The organism is Sphingobacterium sp. NPDC055431 (assembly GCF_053644255.1).
In genome coordinates this window covers 146,988-164,158 of sequence record NZ_JBSHLH010000004.1, presented here as the reverse complement: position 1 = coordinate 164,158, position 17,171 = coordinate 146,988, and the positions used below count along the sequence as shown (strand labels likewise).

General features: G+C 39.1%; 17 protein-coding genes. 8 read left to right on the top strand and 9 right to left on the bottom strand.

From position 1 onward, the window contains the following. The first annotated feature begins 47 nt into the window (after positions 1-47). Together recQ and kdsA are read left to right on the top strand one after the other, a co-directional pair. Positions 48-2,237, top strand: coding sequence for a DNA helicase RecQ (gene recQ / locus ACWIB3_RS06360; RefSeq protein WP_185212166.1), 2,190 nt, complete (start codon positions 48-50; stop codon positions 2,235-2,237). A 6-nt stretch (positions 2,238-2,243) separates the two neighbouring features. Then, positions 2,244-3,059 carry a 3-deoxy-8-phosphooctulonate synthase gene (gene kdsA / locus ACWIB3_RS06355; RefSeq protein ID WP_454291201.1) on the top strand — a complete coding sequence of 272 codons (816 nt, stop codon included), beginning with the start codon at positions 2,244-2,246 and terminating at the stop codon, positions 3,057-3,059. A 128-nt stretch (positions 3,060-3,187) separates the two neighbouring features. Here kdsA and dnaJ read toward each other — a convergent pair whose 3' ends face one another. The 5 genes from dnaJ to ACWIB3_RS06330 form a co-directional block, all read right to left on the bottom strand. Further along, entirely contained in the window at positions 3,188-4,339 is a 1,152-nt protein-coding gene (dnaJ, locus tag ACWIB3_RS06350) for a molecular chaperone DnaJ (RefSeq protein ID WP_093096560.1), read from the bottom strand. 9 nt (positions 4,340-4,348) lie between these two features. Then, entirely contained in the window at positions 4,349-4,870 is a 522-nt protein-coding gene (locus ACWIB3_RS06345) for a nucleotide exchange factor GrpE (RefSeq protein WP_185212164.1), read from the bottom strand. Positions 4,871-5,004: 134 nt separating this feature from the next. Further along, a complete protein-coding gene (locus tag ACWIB3_RS06340) occupies positions 5,005-5,688 on the bottom strand; it encodes a cell division ATP-binding protein FtsE (protein ID WP_185212163.1) in 684 nt (227 codons plus the stop codon). Between the two features lie 6 nt (positions 5,689-5,694). After that, positions 5,695-5,898: a fructose-6-phosphate aldolase gene (locus tag ACWIB3_RS06335; protein ID WP_185212162.1), complete on the bottom strand. Its 204-nt coding sequence runs from the start codon at positions 5,896-5,898 to the stop codon at positions 5,695-5,697. 60 nt (positions 5,899-5,958) lie between these two features. Continuing rightward, complete coding sequence (locus ACWIB3_RS06330) at positions 5,959-6,975, bottom strand: acyl-CoA reductase (RefSeq protein ID WP_454291200.1); 1,017 nt, start codon at positions 6,973-6,975, stop codon at positions 5,959-5,961. A gap of 160 nt (positions 6,976-7,135) precedes the next feature. Here ACWIB3_RS06330 and ACWIB3_RS06325 point away from each other — a divergent pair, with 160 nt between their 5' ends. Continuing rightward, positions 7,136-7,486 carry a 4Fe-4S dicluster domain-containing protein gene (locus ACWIB3_RS06325; RefSeq protein WP_093096554.1) on the top strand — a complete coding sequence of 117 codons (351 nt, stop codon included), beginning with the start codon at positions 7,136-7,138 and terminating at the stop codon, positions 7,484-7,486. Between the two features lie 308 nt (positions 7,487-7,794). Then, positions 7,795-9,291: a dicarboxylate/amino acid:cation symporter gene (locus ACWIB3_RS06320; RefSeq protein ID WP_254527198.1), complete on the top strand. Its 1,497-nt coding sequence runs from the start codon at positions 7,795-7,797 to the stop codon at positions 9,289-9,291. A 73-nt stretch (positions 9,292-9,364) separates the two neighbouring features. Here ACWIB3_RS06320 and ACWIB3_RS06315 read toward each other — a convergent pair whose 3' ends face one another. From ACWIB3_RS06315 to ACWIB3_RS06300, 4 genes are read right to left on the bottom strand one after another with little or no spacing between them, the layout of a single operon-like run. Beyond that, complete coding sequence (locus ACWIB3_RS06315) at positions 9,365-10,174, bottom strand: phosphate ABC transporter ATP-binding protein (RefSeq protein WP_454291199.1); 810 nt, start codon at positions 10,172-10,174, stop codon at positions 9,365-9,367. Then, positions 10,129-10,983 (bottom strand): PstA family ABC transporter permease, encoded by an 855-nt coding sequence (locus ACWIB3_RS06310; protein ID WP_454291198.1) that lies wholly within the window; start codon positions 10,981-10,983, stop codon positions 10,129-10,131. The genes ACWIB3_RS06315 and ACWIB3_RS06310 overlap by 46 nt, the downstream gene beginning before the upstream one ends. Continuing rightward, positions 10,980-11,870: a phosphate ABC transporter permease subunit PstC gene (pstC, locus tag ACWIB3_RS06305; RefSeq protein ID WP_454291197.1), complete on the bottom strand. Its 891-nt coding sequence runs from the start codon at positions 11,868-11,870 to the stop codon at positions 10,980-10,982. Before pstC ends, ACWIB3_RS06310 begins: the two co-directional genes overlap by 4 nt. Further along, positions 11,845-12,858, bottom strand: a complete 1,014-nt coding sequence (locus ACWIB3_RS06300) for a PstS family phosphate ABC transporter substrate-binding protein (RefSeq protein WP_454291196.1) — start codon at positions 12,856-12,858, stop codon at positions 11,845-11,847. Before ACWIB3_RS06300 ends, pstC begins: the two co-directional genes overlap by 26 nt. 146 nt (positions 12,859-13,004) lie before the next feature. Here ACWIB3_RS06300 and ACWIB3_RS06295 point away from each other — a divergent pair, with 146 nt between their 5' ends. From ACWIB3_RS06295 to ACWIB3_RS06280, 4 genes are read left to right on the top strand one after another with little or no spacing between them, the layout of a single operon-like run. Beyond that, a complete protein-coding gene (locus tag ACWIB3_RS06295) occupies positions 13,005-15,110 on the top strand; it encodes a HEPN domain-containing protein (RefSeq protein ID WP_185212155.1) in 2,106 nt (701 codons plus the stop codon). Positions 15,111-15,123: 13 nt separating this feature from the next. Next, positions 15,124-15,891, top strand: coding sequence for a uroporphyrinogen-III C-methyltransferase (gene cobA, locus ACWIB3_RS06290; protein WP_254527188.1), 768 nt, complete (start codon positions 15,124-15,126; stop codon positions 15,889-15,891). Further along, positions 15,891-16,484 carry a precorrin-2 dehydrogenase/sirohydrochlorin ferrochelatase family protein gene (locus tag ACWIB3_RS06285; protein ID WP_454291195.1) on the top strand — a complete coding sequence of 198 codons (594 nt, stop codon included), beginning with the start codon at positions 15,891-15,893 and terminating at the stop codon, positions 16,482-16,484. Before cobA ends, ACWIB3_RS06285 begins: the two co-directional genes overlap by 1 nt. Beyond that, positions 16,462-17,166: a phosphoadenylyl-sulfate reductase gene (locus ACWIB3_RS06280; RefSeq protein ID WP_454291194.1), complete on the top strand. Its 705-nt coding sequence runs from the start codon at positions 16,462-16,464 to the stop codon at positions 17,164-17,166. Before ACWIB3_RS06285 ends, ACWIB3_RS06280 begins: the two co-directional genes overlap by 23 nt. Positions 17,167-17,171: the final 5 nt, after the last annotated feature.

The window sequence follows — 17,171 nt, the reverse complement described above, 5'->3', positions numbered from 1 at the left end:
CACGTATTATTCATACCGTTATTACATCTATTTATTTTGCATAGTCAATGGAAATAGAAAAATCACTTTTCGACAATCTTCAAGATTTTTTTGGGTTCGACACTTTTAAAGGCGATCAGGAAGCAATTATTACGAACGTTCTGAACAGGAAGGATACATTCGTCATAATGCCTACAGGTGGCGGGAAATCAATCTGTTATCAGTTGCCGGCTCTGATGAGCGAAGGGACTGCAATTGTAATCTCACCGCTTATTGCTTTGATGAAGAATCAGGTCGACCAAGTTCGCGCTTTTGGAGGTAGAGATAGCATCGCGCACTTTTTGAATTCCTCCCTTACCAAAAATGAAATTCAACGCGTAAAACAGGACGTGCAAGAAGGGAAAACCAAGCTCTTGTATGTAGCACCTGAATCTTTGGCCAAAGAGGAAAATGTTAACTTTTTAAGGAGCATAACAGTTTCATTTGTGGCCGTTGATGAGGCGCACTGTATTTCAGAATGGGGACATGATTTCAGACCGGAATATCGTAAGATCCGTCAAGTCATCAATGAAATTGGTGAGGATATTCCAATTATCGCATTGACGGCCACCGCTACTCCAAAGGTTCAGTCTGATATCCGTAAGAACCTACAGATGAATGATGCAGCCTTGTTTAAGTCTTCCTTTAACCGTACGAACCTGTACTATGAAGTGAGGCCTAAAGAAGATGTTATTAAGCAGATCGTTCGTTTTATTAAAAACAATGCAGGAAAGGCCGGTATTGTGTACTGTCTGAGCCGTAAGAAGGTGGAGGAGATAGCTGAGGTATTGAACATCAACGGGATTAAAGCCCTTCCATACCATGCTGGCTTGGACGCAAAGACCCGTGCTGATACACAGGATAAGTTTTTGATGGAAGATATTGAAGTGATCGTAGCGACGATTGCTTTCGGAATGGGTATTGATAAACCTGATGTCCGATATGTTATCCATCATGATATCCCAAAATCAATGGAAGGATACTATCAGGAAACTGGTCGTGCTGGCCGTGATGGCGGGGAAGGTTACTGTCTGGCTTTCTACTCTGAAAAAGATGTAGAGAAGCTGACCAAGTTCATGAAAGATAAGCCCGTTTCGGAAAAGGAAATCGGCACTCAGATATTGAAGGAAGTGATTGATTATTCTGAATCGGCTGTTTGTCGAAGGAAGCAGATCCTCCATTATTTTGGGGAGAAGTTTGACGAAACTGGATGTAATTCCATGTGTGATAATTGTCGATCGGCAAAAACCTATTTCGATGCCGAGGAGCCTTTATTGACTGTACTGAATTTTATAAAAGAGCAGGGTGATAAATTTGATGATCAGCATATAATCAATGTGTTGATTGGACAGAACAATCAGCCTATTTCGAAATATAAACATGATACCCATGCCTTATTTGGTACTGGGAAGGAGCAAGGAGTGAATTTCTGGAATTCCTTGATCCGCCAGGCAGAATTAGCTGATTTTATCAAGAAGGATATTGATCACTATGGTCTATTGCAATTGACTTCAGGTGGTAATAAGTATATCAATAATCCGTATCCATTGAAGTTTATCTTAAATAAACCGATGGAAATGTCAAAATCAGACTCTTCAGAAGAAGGTTCTGCTCAGGCAGGTGCATTGGATGCCGAGTTGCTGAAAATGTTAAAGGATCTTAGAAAGAAGATCGCTAAACAGAAGTCGCTGCCACCATTTGTTATTTTCCAAGATCCTTCATTAGATGAAATGTGCACCCATTATCCGGTAAGCATTGATGAGTTGAAACAAATCCAAGGTGTTGGATCCGGGAAAGCCATGAAGTTTGGGGCTCCATTTGTAGAACTGATCAAAAAGTATGTGGAGGATAATGATATCGATAGGCCACAGGATTTAGTGATCAAGAGCACGGCCAATAAATCTGCCTTAAAAGTTTCTATTATCCAGAATATCGATAGAAAGATCTCTTTGGAAGATATTGCCTCATCAAAAGGAATCAGTTATGAAGATCTTTTGCGTGAGGTGGAGTCTATCGTAAATTCAGGAACCAAACTGAATATTGGTTATTTTGTAGATGAAATGATCGATCAGGACCGTCAAGATGAAGTCTATGATTATTTCAAAACTGCAGAGAATGATGCTATCGAAACTGCATTGGATGAATTGGGGGAGGAAGATTACTCCTTTGAGGATATCCAACTGATGCGCATCAAATTTATGTCGGAACTAGGTAATTAAAATTATATGATCAATACATATTTGCCAGAAATAAAAAATGGCAACTCTTCTTCTTTCTTTTTGATGGCAGGACCTTGTGCCATTGAAGGTGAAGAGATCGCTTTGCGTATAGCGGATAAAATCGTAAATATCACTGATAAACTGAACATCCCTTATATTTTTAAAGGATCTTATCGTAAAGCAAATCGTTCGAAAGGTAATTCCTTTACCGGAATTGGGGATGAAAAAGCATTGAAGGTGTTGGAGAAAGTAGGGAAGACCTTTGGCATACCTACCGTAACAGATATTCACGAAAGTCAGGAGGCTGCAATGGCCGCTGCGTATGTGGATGTGTTGCAGATTCCTGCATTTCTATGTAGACAGACTGACCTTTTGGTTGCTGCAGCAGAAACTGGAAAAGTCGTTAACATCAAGAAAGGACAGTTTTTATCAGCAGAATCGATGAAATTCGCTGTAGAAAAGGTTCAAGATTCTGGAAACCCTAAAGTTGTTCTTACTGACCGTGGGAATACTTTTGGTTATCAGGACTTGATCGTAGACTATAGAGGATTACCAGTTATGAAATCTTTTAATGTTCCTACGGTTATGGACTGTACGCATTCCTTGCAACAGCCAAATCAGAGTTCAGGAGTGACAGGTGGTAAACCGGAATTGATCGAGACAATTGCTAAAGCTGCCATTGCAGTCGGTGCTGATGGTCTGTTTATTGAAACTCACCCTGATCCTGCAAATGCCAAATCTGATGGTGCAAATATGCTCCACCTGGATCTGTTAGAAGATCTGTTGGTGAAACTGCAAAGGATAAGGGAAGCGATTCTTTAAGACATAAAAAAAGCTGGTTTATTAAAACCAGCTTTTTTTATGTCTTAGATTTTAGATTTGAGTTTAGAGATAGTAGAAATTCTATTCAAATTAATATCTCATTTCTCAGATCTCAAATCTCACATCTATTATTCAAAATACTCTTTAATTCTCTCAAAGAATGATTTTTCGCTCTTACCAGGTTGTGGTTTGAAGTTAGCAGAGTTCTTAAGTTTTTCTAGAAGTTCTTTTTCTTCTTTTGAAACTGTTTTTGGAGTCCACACATTCACATAAACCAATTGGTCACCTTTGTGGTAGGAATTTACTTCTGGAAGACCTTTGCCTTTTAGACGGAGGATCTTACCACCTTGAGTACCTGGTTCGATCTTGATCTTTGCCTTGCCATCAATGGTCGGGATTTCTACGCTCGTGCCTAAAGCAGCATCAGCAAAATTGATATAAAGATCATAGATGACATTGATGCCATCGCGTTTAAGCGTTTCGTGAGGGACTTCTTCAACCAGGATGATCAAATCACCAGGGATCCCACCACGTGGTGCAGCATTACCTTTTCCACTCATGGACAGTTGCATGCCTTCGCTAACTCCTGCAGGAATATTGATTGAAATGGTCTCTTCACCACGAACTAAACCTTCGCCTTTACAAGAAGTACATTTGGCAGTGATTTCGACACCTTCACCATTACAGGTAGGACAGGTGCTTGTGGTTTGCATCTGACCAAGGATAGTATTGGTTACACGTCTTACAGAACCAGAACCACCACAGGTATTACAGGTATGGTACGAGTTTTTGTCTTTGGCACCAGTACCATCACAGGTATTACATTTTACCTGTTTGTTTACTTTTACCTTTTTCTCAACTCCTTTTGCAATTTCTTCAAGGGTAAGTTTTACTTTGATCCGCAGGTTTGTTCCGCGTTGTACCCGGCGTCCGCCACGAGTACCTCCGCCGCCGCCTCCGAAAAAGCTTTCAAATGGGTTGCCACCACCAAAGATATCTCCAAATTGACTGAAGATATCATCCATGTTCATGCCGCCACCACCATATCCAGAAGCAGAGTTGCCTGCATGTCCGAATTGGTCATAACGTCTTCTTTTTTCAGGGTTGCTCAGGACTTCATATGCCTCAGCAGCCTCTTTGAACTTGTCTTCAGCCTCTTTGTCTCCAGGGTTCTTATCTGGATGGTATTTGATGGCTAGCTTACGATATGATGTTTTTATTTCTGTTACTTCTGCCGTTCTGGTTACACCAAGGACATCGTAATAATCTCTTTTTGACATCTTTTATATTTATTGGCCTACTACTACTTTCGCAAATCTGATTACGTTGTCATTCAAAGTATAACCTTTTTCAATAACATCGATAACCTTATCTTTTAAATCTGGGGTAGGTGCAGGGATGAGGGTTATGGCTTCTTGGAATTCAGGATCAAAAGGTTGACCAATAACATCGATTTCCTTTACACCTAATTGTTCCATGGTTTTCTTAAGCTTATGATAAACCAAGTCAATGCCTTGTTTCATTGGGTCATCAGCAGGCACGTCTTTCATAAAGCTTAGGGAGCGATCGAAATCATCAACTACTGGTAATAATTTTAAGATTACATCCTTACCAGCTGATTGCATTAAATCAATCTTTTCTTTTGCAGTTCTCTTTTTGTAATTGTCAAACTCAGCAAACAATCTTGCATATTTATCGTTGGATTCGTTTAACTTATTGGTAAGTTCTTCGGTAGCTGCAGAACCTTGCTCTACATTTTCCTCCGAATTGTTCATTTCTGGGTCTTGAATATTCTCGTTCTCGTTTATCATCTCCTAATATCTAGTTTAAGTAACCTTAACATGGCATCCATCAATTTTTTTGCCAACAAAAAAAATCCGACATGCTGTCAGTGTTTACTGGTTTCGTTAGCAAAATTGTCGGATTTAAATGGTATTGTCAGCTATTAGATGCTGACATTGTCATGCAACGCACCATCTGCTGTTTTCAGGATGCGTGCAGGCATATTTCTAATAATTTGGTAATCGTGCGTTGCCATCAGGACTGCGGTTCCAGAGGAAGCGATGTCACGTAATAACAATACAATTTCTTCGGATGTAGCGGGGTCTAAATTCCCTGTTGGCTCATCGGCAAGGATGATTTCAGGGTTGTTCAGTAATGCACGGGCAATTACGACACGTTGCTGCTCACCACCAGAAAGTTCATGAGGCATTTTCTTCAGTTTCGAACGAAGTCCAACTTTTTCCAACACATCGATGATTCTGTTCTCGATCTGAGCCTTTTCCTTCCAACCTGTAGCTTTAAGGGCAAACTCTAGGTTTTTTTCAACTGTACGGTCGTTCAATAAATGGAAATCTTGAAAAACGATTCCCAATTTACGTCTTAGGTATGGGACATCATTTTCATGAAGTTTTTTCAGGTCGAATCCAGCAATCATCCCTTCGCCATTCGCGATGTACAGGTCTCCATAGATTATTTTCAATAAACTACTTTTTCCTGAACCAGATTGTCCAATAAGGTATAAAAATTCTCCTTGGGCAATGTCTAAGTTAACATCTGAAAGTACAAGGTGTTTTTGTTGATAGATATCTACATGTTTAAGTTTGATAACCGTATTTGTCTCTCTCATGGTAATTTATAAGTCGATTTTCTTTATTTGGCCAAATGGTAATTCACGAACAACATCCATAATGTATTCGGATTTATCAGCAAGACCGATTTTTTCCAATGATTTGTCGGGTCTATCCACGCGGAAATAAGCCAAAAGCGTAAATGCATCGTCCCTTAATTGAACATAATCTGGAATTTTTGCTACACCTTTAACCTTAATAACATACATAGTCAAACAAAATTATAATTTTTTACGAATTCACACTCATATAACGACAATAAAAGCTAATTATTGGTTTGCCAATAAAAAGTCTAATGTATTTACATTGTCTGCAAAATCATCCAATGCTGGGTATTGGCTTGCACCAAATGGGAATACAGGAACATCAGCTACCTGGATATCCATATCGCTAGTTACACATTGAATGTCCTCTTTGTGGGCTAGGATGTATTTTTCTACATCTCCCTTAGCCTTATAGTATTCAAAATGTACGACAGCAAGGGGAGAGGCTAGGCTTTCATCTTCCTTTAACAGTAGAAAACCATTGTCAAAATGTTTGTTCTTGTTGATCAAATAGATTGATTTATTGAAATCGTAATTGTTGTTGTATTTTGAATGATCTTTTATGGAATGAAAAGATTCTAGGTTGTCCAAAAGCTTTGCAATGTCATAACCTTCTGGGATGAATATTTTTGAAACAGACCTACATCCCAAACCGAAATAATCAAAGATGTCATGTCCTAGGGCCTGTAGTTGTTCCTTAGTCTCATTTCCAGAAAGCACAGAAAGTGAGTTTCTATTTTTTCGGATAATATTCGGTTTTTTACCGAAATAATATTCAAAATAACGCGCTGAATTATTGCTTCCTGTAGCAATGACAAGATCAAAATTCTCTAGCTTATCCAGTAATTGGATCTTCTTGGCAAATTGAGGTTCAATTTCAATTAATTGATCCAGTATAAATTTTGTTAAGCCGGCATCATCTGATGAAACTTTGATTTTGGCCGTAAATCCAGCCAATAGCACACACATGATATCATGAAATCCGACTAAGGGAAGATTTCCGGCCAATACCAAGCCTACAGATTTATCAATATCCTGATTAGGAACATCCTTAAGCCATTTCTCCAATTGATCATGGGTCAGATTTTGCGCAATGGCATGGATCTGTTGCAAAATATTTGGTTTGGTATACCAAGCATTTTTATGAACTGCTGAATCAATGATGGGAGAGTTATTCAACTCATCAGATTGAAGGAATTGTCCGAGTTTTACGAAGGCGTTTATTCTTTGTTCTCTTGTCAAAATCTTACTATTTATAATTAATCTGTGTTTTTTTTGCCGTATATTTGCCATATCAAAGTAAATAACTACTAATTTTGTATACTTTTATTTTTGAGTATATAGCTTTAGTATTACCTTTGAAAGTGCAAAATTAGTTTATTATTTTATTGTAAGGACATAAATGGCAATTAAAATTACTGACGAATGTATAAATTGTGGGGCATGTGAACCAGAATGCCCAAATAATGCAATCTATGATGCTGGTGTAAGTTGGAAGTTTTCAGATGGTACAGCATTGGATGGTGTGATTGATTTTGGTGATGGAGTAACTCTTGACGCGAACGAATCACAGGATGCTATTTCCAATGAAGTTTATTACATCGTTTCAGATAAATGTACGGAGTGTGTGGGATTCCATGATGAACCTCAGTGTGCTGCTGTATGTCCAGTTGATTGTTGTGTTGAGGATGAAGACGTCCGTGAAACTGAAGAAGAACTATTAGCGAAGAAAGCTTGGCTTCACGCTGAATAATCTTAAAGATATTCTATAGATAAACCACCTTGAAAGAGGTGGTTTTTTTATTTTTCAAGATCCCTGAAATGGAAAATCAGTTGGTTTCTAAGTTCTATTAATCCTTTGTACCTCTTATTTTACAATCTTCCCCGATATTTTTAACCTTAACCCATCTCTCTGATTCAATATTTTACGATTGAAAAAGCCGAAACTCAGCACATTTTAGGAAATACTATAACGCAAAAGATTTGGTTTGCAGAGCTATTTTTTTATTTTTGTTCGTCTAAAAAGTAAAAAAAAGAAATAAATAACCTTATTAAATCTACATGTCAAAAAAAACTACAGGATATGTTCTACTTGCGACCATTGCGATAGCATCTATCCTGACCCTCCTTTATGAATTTAATCTTGCGCCAATTCCTGCATCCTTGATGATGGTTGTCCGTTGGGTTACTGCCATTGTTTTGGTATGGAACGCAATTGTACGGAAAGGATTGACAACATGGATCCTAACCTGTATGGTATTGGGTATTTTTGTTGGGCTTGATTTTCCAGATGTAGCTAAGGCATTGCAGCCCTTAAGCCAAGGGTTTATCAAGTTAGTGAAAACCATTGTGGGGCCAATTTTATTCTCCACCTTGGTATTTGGTATTGCTGGCCACTCAGATCTTAAGCAAGTTGGTCGTATGGCTTGGAAATCCATGTTGTATTTCTTCTGTGCTACTACCTGTGCTATATTTATCGGTCTAGGTGCTATTAACTTAACCCGTGCTGGAGTAGGAATCGATATCGAGCACATGCCGCACGAAGAATTACCGCAGACATCCGCAGTGTCAGATGCAGATAAGATCGCACTTGAACATATTGATGAAAGCGCACATTGGATCTATAAATTCACCTCATTCTTTAGGGATACATTTCCTGAAAATATTGTAAAATCAGTATACGAGAATAAAGTTTTGCAGATCGTTGTATTTGCCGTGATCTTTGGTATCGGTCTGGCCATGGTGGATGAGAAGAAGCGAAAGCCCTTTGTCGACTTCGCAGAATCACTCTCCGAAGCCATGTTCAAATTTACTAATCTGGTAATGCTCTTTGCGCCAATTGGTGTTGGGGCAGCAATGGCCTATACCGTTGGGCATTTGGGGATCGATATCCTCAAAAACCTGTTCATGTTATTGGCAACACTGTACCTAGCATTGATTTTCTTCCTTGCCGGGGTGTTATTGCCGGTAGCCCTTTATCTGAAAATTCCGGTAAAGCAATTTATCAATGCCATTAAAGAACCGGTTTCTATTGCATTTGCAACTACAAGTTCTGATGCAGCTCTTCCAAAAGCGATGAGTGCAATGGAGAAGTTTGGTGTGCCAAGGAAAATCGTTTCGTTTGTAATTCCTACTGGATATAGCTTTAACTTGGATGGTACTTCACTTTACCTTTCATTAGCTTCCATCTTCGTAGCTCAAGCTGCTGGTATCCACTTGTCCTTTGGTCAACAATTGATGATCGCCTTTACTTTGATGATCACTTCAAAAGGAGTGGCAGCAGTTCCTAGGGCATCCTTGATTATTTTGATCGCAACTGCTGATCAATTTGGACTACCTGTATTTGTTATTGCAGCGATTCTAGGTATTGATGAATTGATGGATATGGCTAGGACATCCGTGAATGTCATTGGAAACTGTTTAGCTACGGTTGTAGTCGCCAAGTGGGAGGGGGAATTTGATGAAACCGCCCCATTTAGGCAGGATTCTGATGAAGACGGCATTGAAGAGATCGCCGAAGTCATTGAAGAAGGTCCTGAAGGGGAAACCAGGTCTTAGACCATAAAGATATTTAAATAAATAAGGGAGCTTTTCATACGAATTGCTCCCTTTTTCTATCTATTAATTGTGATTATGAAATAAATCCTTTGACATACTGTTTCGTAATTTCATGCTTAGGTTCCAAGAGAATCTGCTCTGAGGGTCCAAATTCAATAACCTCACCATTGTATAAGAATAATATATAATCTGATACCCTTCTGGCTTGGCGTAGGATATGTGTGACCAAAACAATGGTATAATCTTGTTTTAATTGGACCAATAAGTTCTCAATGACCTGAGTTGAAATTGGATCCAAAGCAGAAGTAGACTCATCTCCCAATATGATTTCTGGCTCTACAGCAAGGCCCCTTGCTAAACAGAGCCGTTGTTGTTGTCCGATCGATAATTTACTTGCGGAACCATCTAACCGATCCTTAACCTCTTCCCATAAACCTACATTGCGCAATTGTCTTTCAACTATAGACTTTAAAGACTTTTTATCTTTATTTCCATGAATTTTAGGGCCATAGGCAATGTTGTCGAATATAGACATCGGAAGAGGAAATGGTTTTTGGGACAATAAGCCCATCTTTTTCCGGATATGGGTCACCTCAGCATTTGGACCATAAATATCTTCACCATTGACAAGTACCGATCCAGTGACCTTGACTTCAGCGGAATCATCCAATAGCCTATTAAGCGTCTTGAGCAAGGTGGTTTTGCCACATCCTGAAGGACCAATGATAGAGGTAATGCAGTTATTTGGGATCTCGAGATTAATGTCCTTTAAAATATGTTGGTCTTCAACAAAAACATTCAAGCCCTTAATCTCAATATGTGGATTTACCTGATGGATTATACCCGGTGTTTTTTCTGTCTCGATGCTAGGTATTGCGTACATATAACAATAAGTAAGATGATTATAGTTAAAATTAATGCGGAAGCATAGGCTCTCCCCTGAACTTCAGGAATAGGGCTGCTCAGCTGAAAGAATATCGCCAATGGAAGGGTTGCAGTAGGTTCATCCAGATAAATCGGAATATTGTCGCTGAACCCAGTTGTCAATAATACGCCTGCAACATCTCCAATTGCCCTTCCGAATGCAAGTAAAATCGCGGTGAACAGACCTGGTTTAATATAGGTTATCATGACTTTGGCTGATTCCCAGCGAGTTGCTCCTAAAGAAGTTGTAATATGGCCTAAATCCGTTGGAATGGTCTGAATTAACTCATCTAAGGTCCTGACAACGATTGGAATAGTTAAAAGGGTAATCGTGATCACACCACCGATCAGCGATGCTCGAACACCTAGCCACACCATGATGCTGAAAGCTATTGCTCCATATACTATAGATGGCACTCCAAATAAAACATCAAATACTAATTTGGAAAATCGACTGATCCTTGATCCTTTCTTAGAATAGATGTTTAAGTAAATACAGATAGGTATCCCAATGATAGTGGCCAAGAACGTAGATAAACCTGCAAGGTAAAGCGATCCAAGTATCGCATTGAGGATTCCACCGCCTTTACCTACATAAAATCCTCCTTCAGGAGTCTTGGTGATCATATCTATGCTCAAATATGGCAATCCTTTGTAAAGGATTGTCCCAATGATAAAGAATAAGGAGCCTGTGATGATGATCCCAGAGCCTTGCATAAGGAGTTTGGCAAACTTTTCTTTTCTCAGCCTTCTATTGATGTTGCTCATATATTTTTTGCCTCCATTTTCTTTAATATCCCTCTTGAAATCAGGTTAAACCCTAAAATGATAACAAACAATAGCAATGCTGCGAACATCAATGCGGAATCATATAGAGGAATGGACATCATTTCCCCAAAGTTATTGGCAATTAGAGCGGGTAATGGATATCCCGCATCAAATATGGATTGAGGGATCTTTGGAATATTTCCACAGACCATAAGCACGGCAATGGTTTCCCCAAATGCCCTGGAAACAGCTAGAACTATTGCAGCCATTATTCCGGGCCTTGCTTTCTTTAATACCACTTGCTGAATGGTTTCAAGTTTAGTAGCGCCTAAGGATAAGGAAACTGATCTCAGCTCCTTAGGAATGGTCTGCAAGACCTCGACCATAATGCTCACCATGATTGGAAAAATCATGACGGCCAATACAATACCTCCAGAAAAGACAGAGTAACCGGTACTGCTGATTCCGAAAATAGGAGCGATGTACCCTCCAATTAATGGAACTACGAATAGAACTCCCCATACACCATAAAGTACAGGTGGGATAGCTGCTAATATGTTTACTAATGGCAGTACAAAATTCCGCAATCTGTTTCCAGCATACTCGACCAAGTAAACGGATGCAGCCAAACATAAGGGTACAGCAATGATTAATGCGATTAATGTAACCCATACAGTCCCCATGATAAACGGTAAAAAACCGAAGTTTCCTTTCATAGGCGACCAAATGCTACTGCTCAGGATAGTCCACAAGGATTCTGTGGCAATTAATGGTTCTGCCTTAATACTTAACCCAATGAGGATTGCCAATATCACCAAGAGGCATATTCCCAATAAAATCCCAGAGAGGTTTTTGATTATTTTATCTTTTATCAGTCTGTAATTCACTTGCAAGCAATTTTTCGTTCTCTTTCTTATTCAATTCCTTATTGATCGGCACAAATCCATTGTCCAGTAAATATGCCTGTTGTTTGTCGGTCATTACAAAACGGACAAACTCTTCTAGTAACTTTGATTGATGTTCCTTATTGAGGACAAACATAAGTTCCCTTGAAGGTGGTGATGGGTATTTTCCGGTTGCCACTGCATTTGTGAGGCTATCCAGTTCTGTGTAGAAGTTTTCCTGAGCATCAATCCTATGGTTTGAATTAATATCAAGCGGCAGTGCTACAATATTTGCTGTAGTTCTTTTTGTTTCTAAATCAAAAACATAGTTGATGTTATTAAAACCAATAGCAAGCGGATTGTCTTTGATGGCTTGAGCCAATCCTGGATCACCAAATATTCCGATTCCTTTTAATTCCTCTTGAGTTGCTCCAAGATACTTCGCCCAGGTTTCTGCTGCTCCAGCAGCATCCGAACGTATATATACTTCAATATTCTTGTTTACAAAGCTTGGATCTAAATCACTCCACTTTTTGATTTTGCCTGTTACAAAGATTCCTTTTAGTTCATCTTGACTCAATCCTCTTGTTAGGAGAGCGGCGATATTAGGATGTTTGCTATTTAAGGTTCCTATTACGGCATCGTTTGCTACAATAACTGGTAAAGCACCTTTTTCTACTTCTATCGGGTGTAGGTCTCGGGATACCAATCCGATATCTACCATATTAGAAAGCACATCAGATATCCCTTTTCCAGCTCCTCCCGCTGAAATATTGAATCTTACATGAGGGTGTAATTTCTTGAAATCTTCACTCCATAAAACAGCAATTGGGTAGAGCGCAAAGGCCCCAGAAATTGATATTGTGCCTACAAATCCCTTGTCCTTATCATAACCTTGATCAACTTTCGGTGCACAAGAAAATGTTACAATCTGGATTAAGGAGCTAAATATCAGTAGTTTAATTGTTTTTATTTGCTGTTTTTTATACATCCTTTGAAATTAATTACACAAATATATAGTAATTTGGTAGACTTTGTATAGTTCTTTTATAATTATTTTATACATTTGTCGAATAAACGTTATCAATAACCTAACTAAAGAGGTGAAATATTACCTTTTTAATAATTGAAGATAGAATGCAGAGCTTTAGGACAGAATTAGAGAATCCTGTAGTAGCACAGGAAATCATAGAATTAGAGAAAAAGATTAGAGCTTATCGGAAAGGTGATCTACCAGAAGAAAAGTTCAGATCCTTGCGTTTAGCTAGGGGAGTGTATGGGCAGAGGCAGCCTGGCGTTCAAATGGTGAGGATAAAACTCCCATTTGGAAAAGTTACTTTTCAGCAGATATTAAAAATTGCGGATATCTCTGATGAGTACGCAAGTAAAAACCTTCACCTAACTACCAGACAAGATATTCAAATCCATTTCGTAAGCCTTGACAAGACCCCAGAACTTTGGGCTAAGCTTGCCGAGGACGATATGACCTTAAGGGAAGCCTGTGGGAACACCGTTAGAAATGTAACGGCTTCAGCAACTGCCGGTATTGATCCGGAGGAACCATTCGACGTATCTCCTTATGCTCATCAAACTTTTAAATATTTTGTCCGTAATCCTATCTGTGCTGAAATGGGAAGGAAATTCAAGATTTCATTTTCAGCCTCTGATAAGGATAGCGCATTTTCCTATATCCACGATTTCGGTTTTATTCCTAAAATCAGAATAGTTGATGGTAAAGAACAGAGAGGTTTTAAGGTCATGTTAGGTGGTGGATTAGGTGCCCAGCCAATTCTGGCGCATGAAGTCTATGATTTCCTTCCTGAGGATGAAATCCTTCCTTATGCGGAAGCTACAATTCGGGTTTTTGACCGTTATGGAGAGCGGAATAACCGAAATAAAGCAAGATTTAAGTTCTTGGTACAAAAACTTGGTCTTGAAACGGTCTTGGATCTGATAGAAGAAGAAAAGATTGCGGTAAAACATAAGCGTGTTCCCTTTGACATCGATGCAATCCCTCAACCTGAGCCGCCATCAAATAAAGTTGAAGAAGAAATAGCAGATGACCTGCTTGGTTTTGAGCTTTGGAAAGCAACAAATAGCTTTGAACAAAAGCAAAAAGGCTATTATGGCGTTTATGCAAATATCCAAACAGGAGATATTTCCACGGAAAAAGCACGGATACTGATCGCTGGAATCAGAGATCATGTCGCTGACGATATTCGTATCACCCAAGACCAGAATCTTTTGTTTAAATACGTGCGTCCTGAGTCATTGGCAAGTATTTATAATGTACTCTTAAAATTAGGTTTTGCAAAACCGGGTTATAATAGCACAGCTGATATTACCACTTGTCCAGGAACGGATACCTGTAATTTAGGGATTTCGAATTCAACAGAAATGGCAAGGGTGCTGGAGAATTATATCCATGAATTCCACCAGGATTTTATACAGGAAAAAGAATTAAAGATTAAGATCTCTGGTTGCATGAATTCTTGTGGCCAACATGGTCTTGCTCATATTGGCTTCCACGGTAGTTCGGTAAAAGTCAATGGCAATGTGGTCCCTGCTGCTCAAGTCATGCTTGGAGGCGGAACCCTTGGCGACGGAAAAGGTAGGGTGGCAGATCGAGTGATCAAAGTTCCTACTAAAAGAGTCCTTCAAGTGGTTGATGTTATATTAGCTGATTTTAAGTCGAATAAGGATAGCGAGCAAAACTTCATTTCTTATTACGAACAGCAAGGGAAAGATCATTTCTATAGATTATTGAAACCCTTGGCAGAGCTTGGAAACCTCAGTGCTGATGAGCATATCGATTGGGGCCATGAAGAAAGTTTTGAAACTGCCATTGGTGTCGGCGAATGTGCTGGAGTGGTAATTGATCTCGTGGCCACCTTATTATTAGAGGCCGAAGAAAAACTGGAGCTAGCAGAACTTGCCTTGGAACAAAAGCAATTTGCTGATGCAATCTATCATTCATACAGCTCATTCGTATGGACAGCTAAAGCCTTATTGTTAGATAAAGGCATAAATGCTTCGACACAAACCGCAGTTATTCAAGAGTTTGATGACAACTATGTAAATGAAGACTACTTCCAGTTTCCAGCTTCATTTTCAGATAGAGTTTTACAGATCAACAAATACGAGCCTTCTGAGGAATTTGCAAGAACCTATTTGCTGCAAGCCAAGGCCTTTTGCTTTGAGGCAAAAGAACGTAGAGAAGAATGGCGTGTAGTAAACCAATAAGAGAGGAGAGAACATGAAGGAAATTAAACCATTTGTAACATTAGTAGGCGCTGGTCCAGGTGACCCAGACCTAATTACCTTAAAAGGCATTAAAGCAATCCAACAAGCCGACGTAATTCTTTATGATGCCTTAGTAAATGAGGAATTACTAGAACTTGCAACAGCTGATTGTACAAAAATATACGTTGGGAAACGAGCTGAACAGCTATCTACCTCACAAGATCAGATCAATCAACTTTTGGTTGATTACGCTTTGACCCATGGTCATGTTGTTAGGCTCAAAGGAGGTGACCCATTTGTTTTCGGACGTGGTGGTGAAGAAATTGATTTTGTAAGAAAATTCAATATTCCAACCGCAGTAGTGCCTGGGCTTTCTTCTTCGATCAGTCTTACTGGATTGCAACAGATCCCATTGACATACCGAGGGATTTCTGAATCTTTTTGGGTCATTACTGGAGCAACGAAAGCGGGTTTCCTTTCTGAAGATTTATATACTGCAGTCAATACAAATGCTACAGTTGTAGTTTTGATGGGTTATGCTAAACTTCATCAAATCATTGAATTATATAAGGAAAATGGAAAGGCTGATCTACCAATCGCTTTGATCCAAAATGGATCTCTTCCTAATGAAAAGATTGTGTTGGGTAGGGTTGATAATATCCTTGACCAAGCTGAAGCATCAGCCATTGGAGTACCTGCCATCATAGTACTTGGAGAAGTCGTTGCTAAACATCTGGAATTTGAAAAGGTTAAAGAACAATTACAATTTATAGAAGGATAATGAACGAGCTTTTTCCAATATATGTCAAGTTAGATCAGGTAGAAACCTTGTTGGTTGGTGCTGGTCCCGTTGGATTGGAAAAGATACAGGCTATTATTTCCAATTCGCCAAATGCCAAGGTTACCGTGGTGGCAAAGGAAATTTGTCATGATTTCTATGAATTTGTATTGGGCAAAGAAAATATAGTGCTAAATAAGCGTTCGTTTTCAGCCGTCGATCTTTATTCCAAACAGGTGGTAGTTCTGGCGACCAATAATCCCAAATTAAACAGCTATGTAAGGGAGCTTTGCTCAGATCATCAAATCCTTTTGAATGTGGCAGACAAACCATCCCTATGTGATTTCTATCTGGGTTCGGTGGTTCAAAAAGGAAATTTGAAAATCGGGATTTCAACAAATGGGAAATCTCCAACGATTGCCAAAAGACTGAAAGAGTTCTTGAATGACCTTTTACCAGAAGAAATTGATGAAACACTCAATCTCATGGCAGATCTTAGAAACCAGCTTTCCGGTGACCTTAAGGAGAAAATAACAGTGCTGAATGCACATACGGAGCAATTAATTAAACAAAATGAATATGATCGAGCAAATTAAAGCAGACTTAATTGGAGCAGATGCACGGTCTATCATCCAATATATTGAGGAGAAATATGCCGAAAAAGCTGTCTTTTCTACCTCATTTGGAATAGAGGATCAAGTGTTGACCCACATTTTGGATCAAGAAAAATCAAGGACGTCTATTTTCACCTTAGATACTGGACGTCTTTTTCCGGAAACCTATTACGTGTGGAATCGGACATTAGACCTCTATAAGCTAAAAATCAAAGCTTATTATCCAGAAACAAAGGCCGTAGAAGAACTTTTGGAACAGAAGGGGCCATCTAGTTTTTATAATTCCGTGGAGGATCGAAAGGAATGTTGCTATATCAGAAAAATTGAGCCTCTAAAGCGAGCAATTGCTGGTTATAAGGTCTGGATTACTGGAATCAGAGCTGAACAATCTCAAAATAGAGACCAAATGGAATTTGTGGAATGGGATGATGTCAATCAGATCATTAAAATCCATCCCTTATACAACTGGACTTTGGCTGACGTAGAAAAATACTTAAAAGACAATTTCGTTCCTTATAACCCACTACATGATAAAGGATTTATCAGTATAGGTTGCCAACCTTGTACGAGAGCTGTACAAGAAGGAGAGGACTTCCGCGCCGGCAGATGGTGGTGGGAAGATAAATCAAAGAAGGAGTGTGGATTACATGTAACACATAAATAATTAGT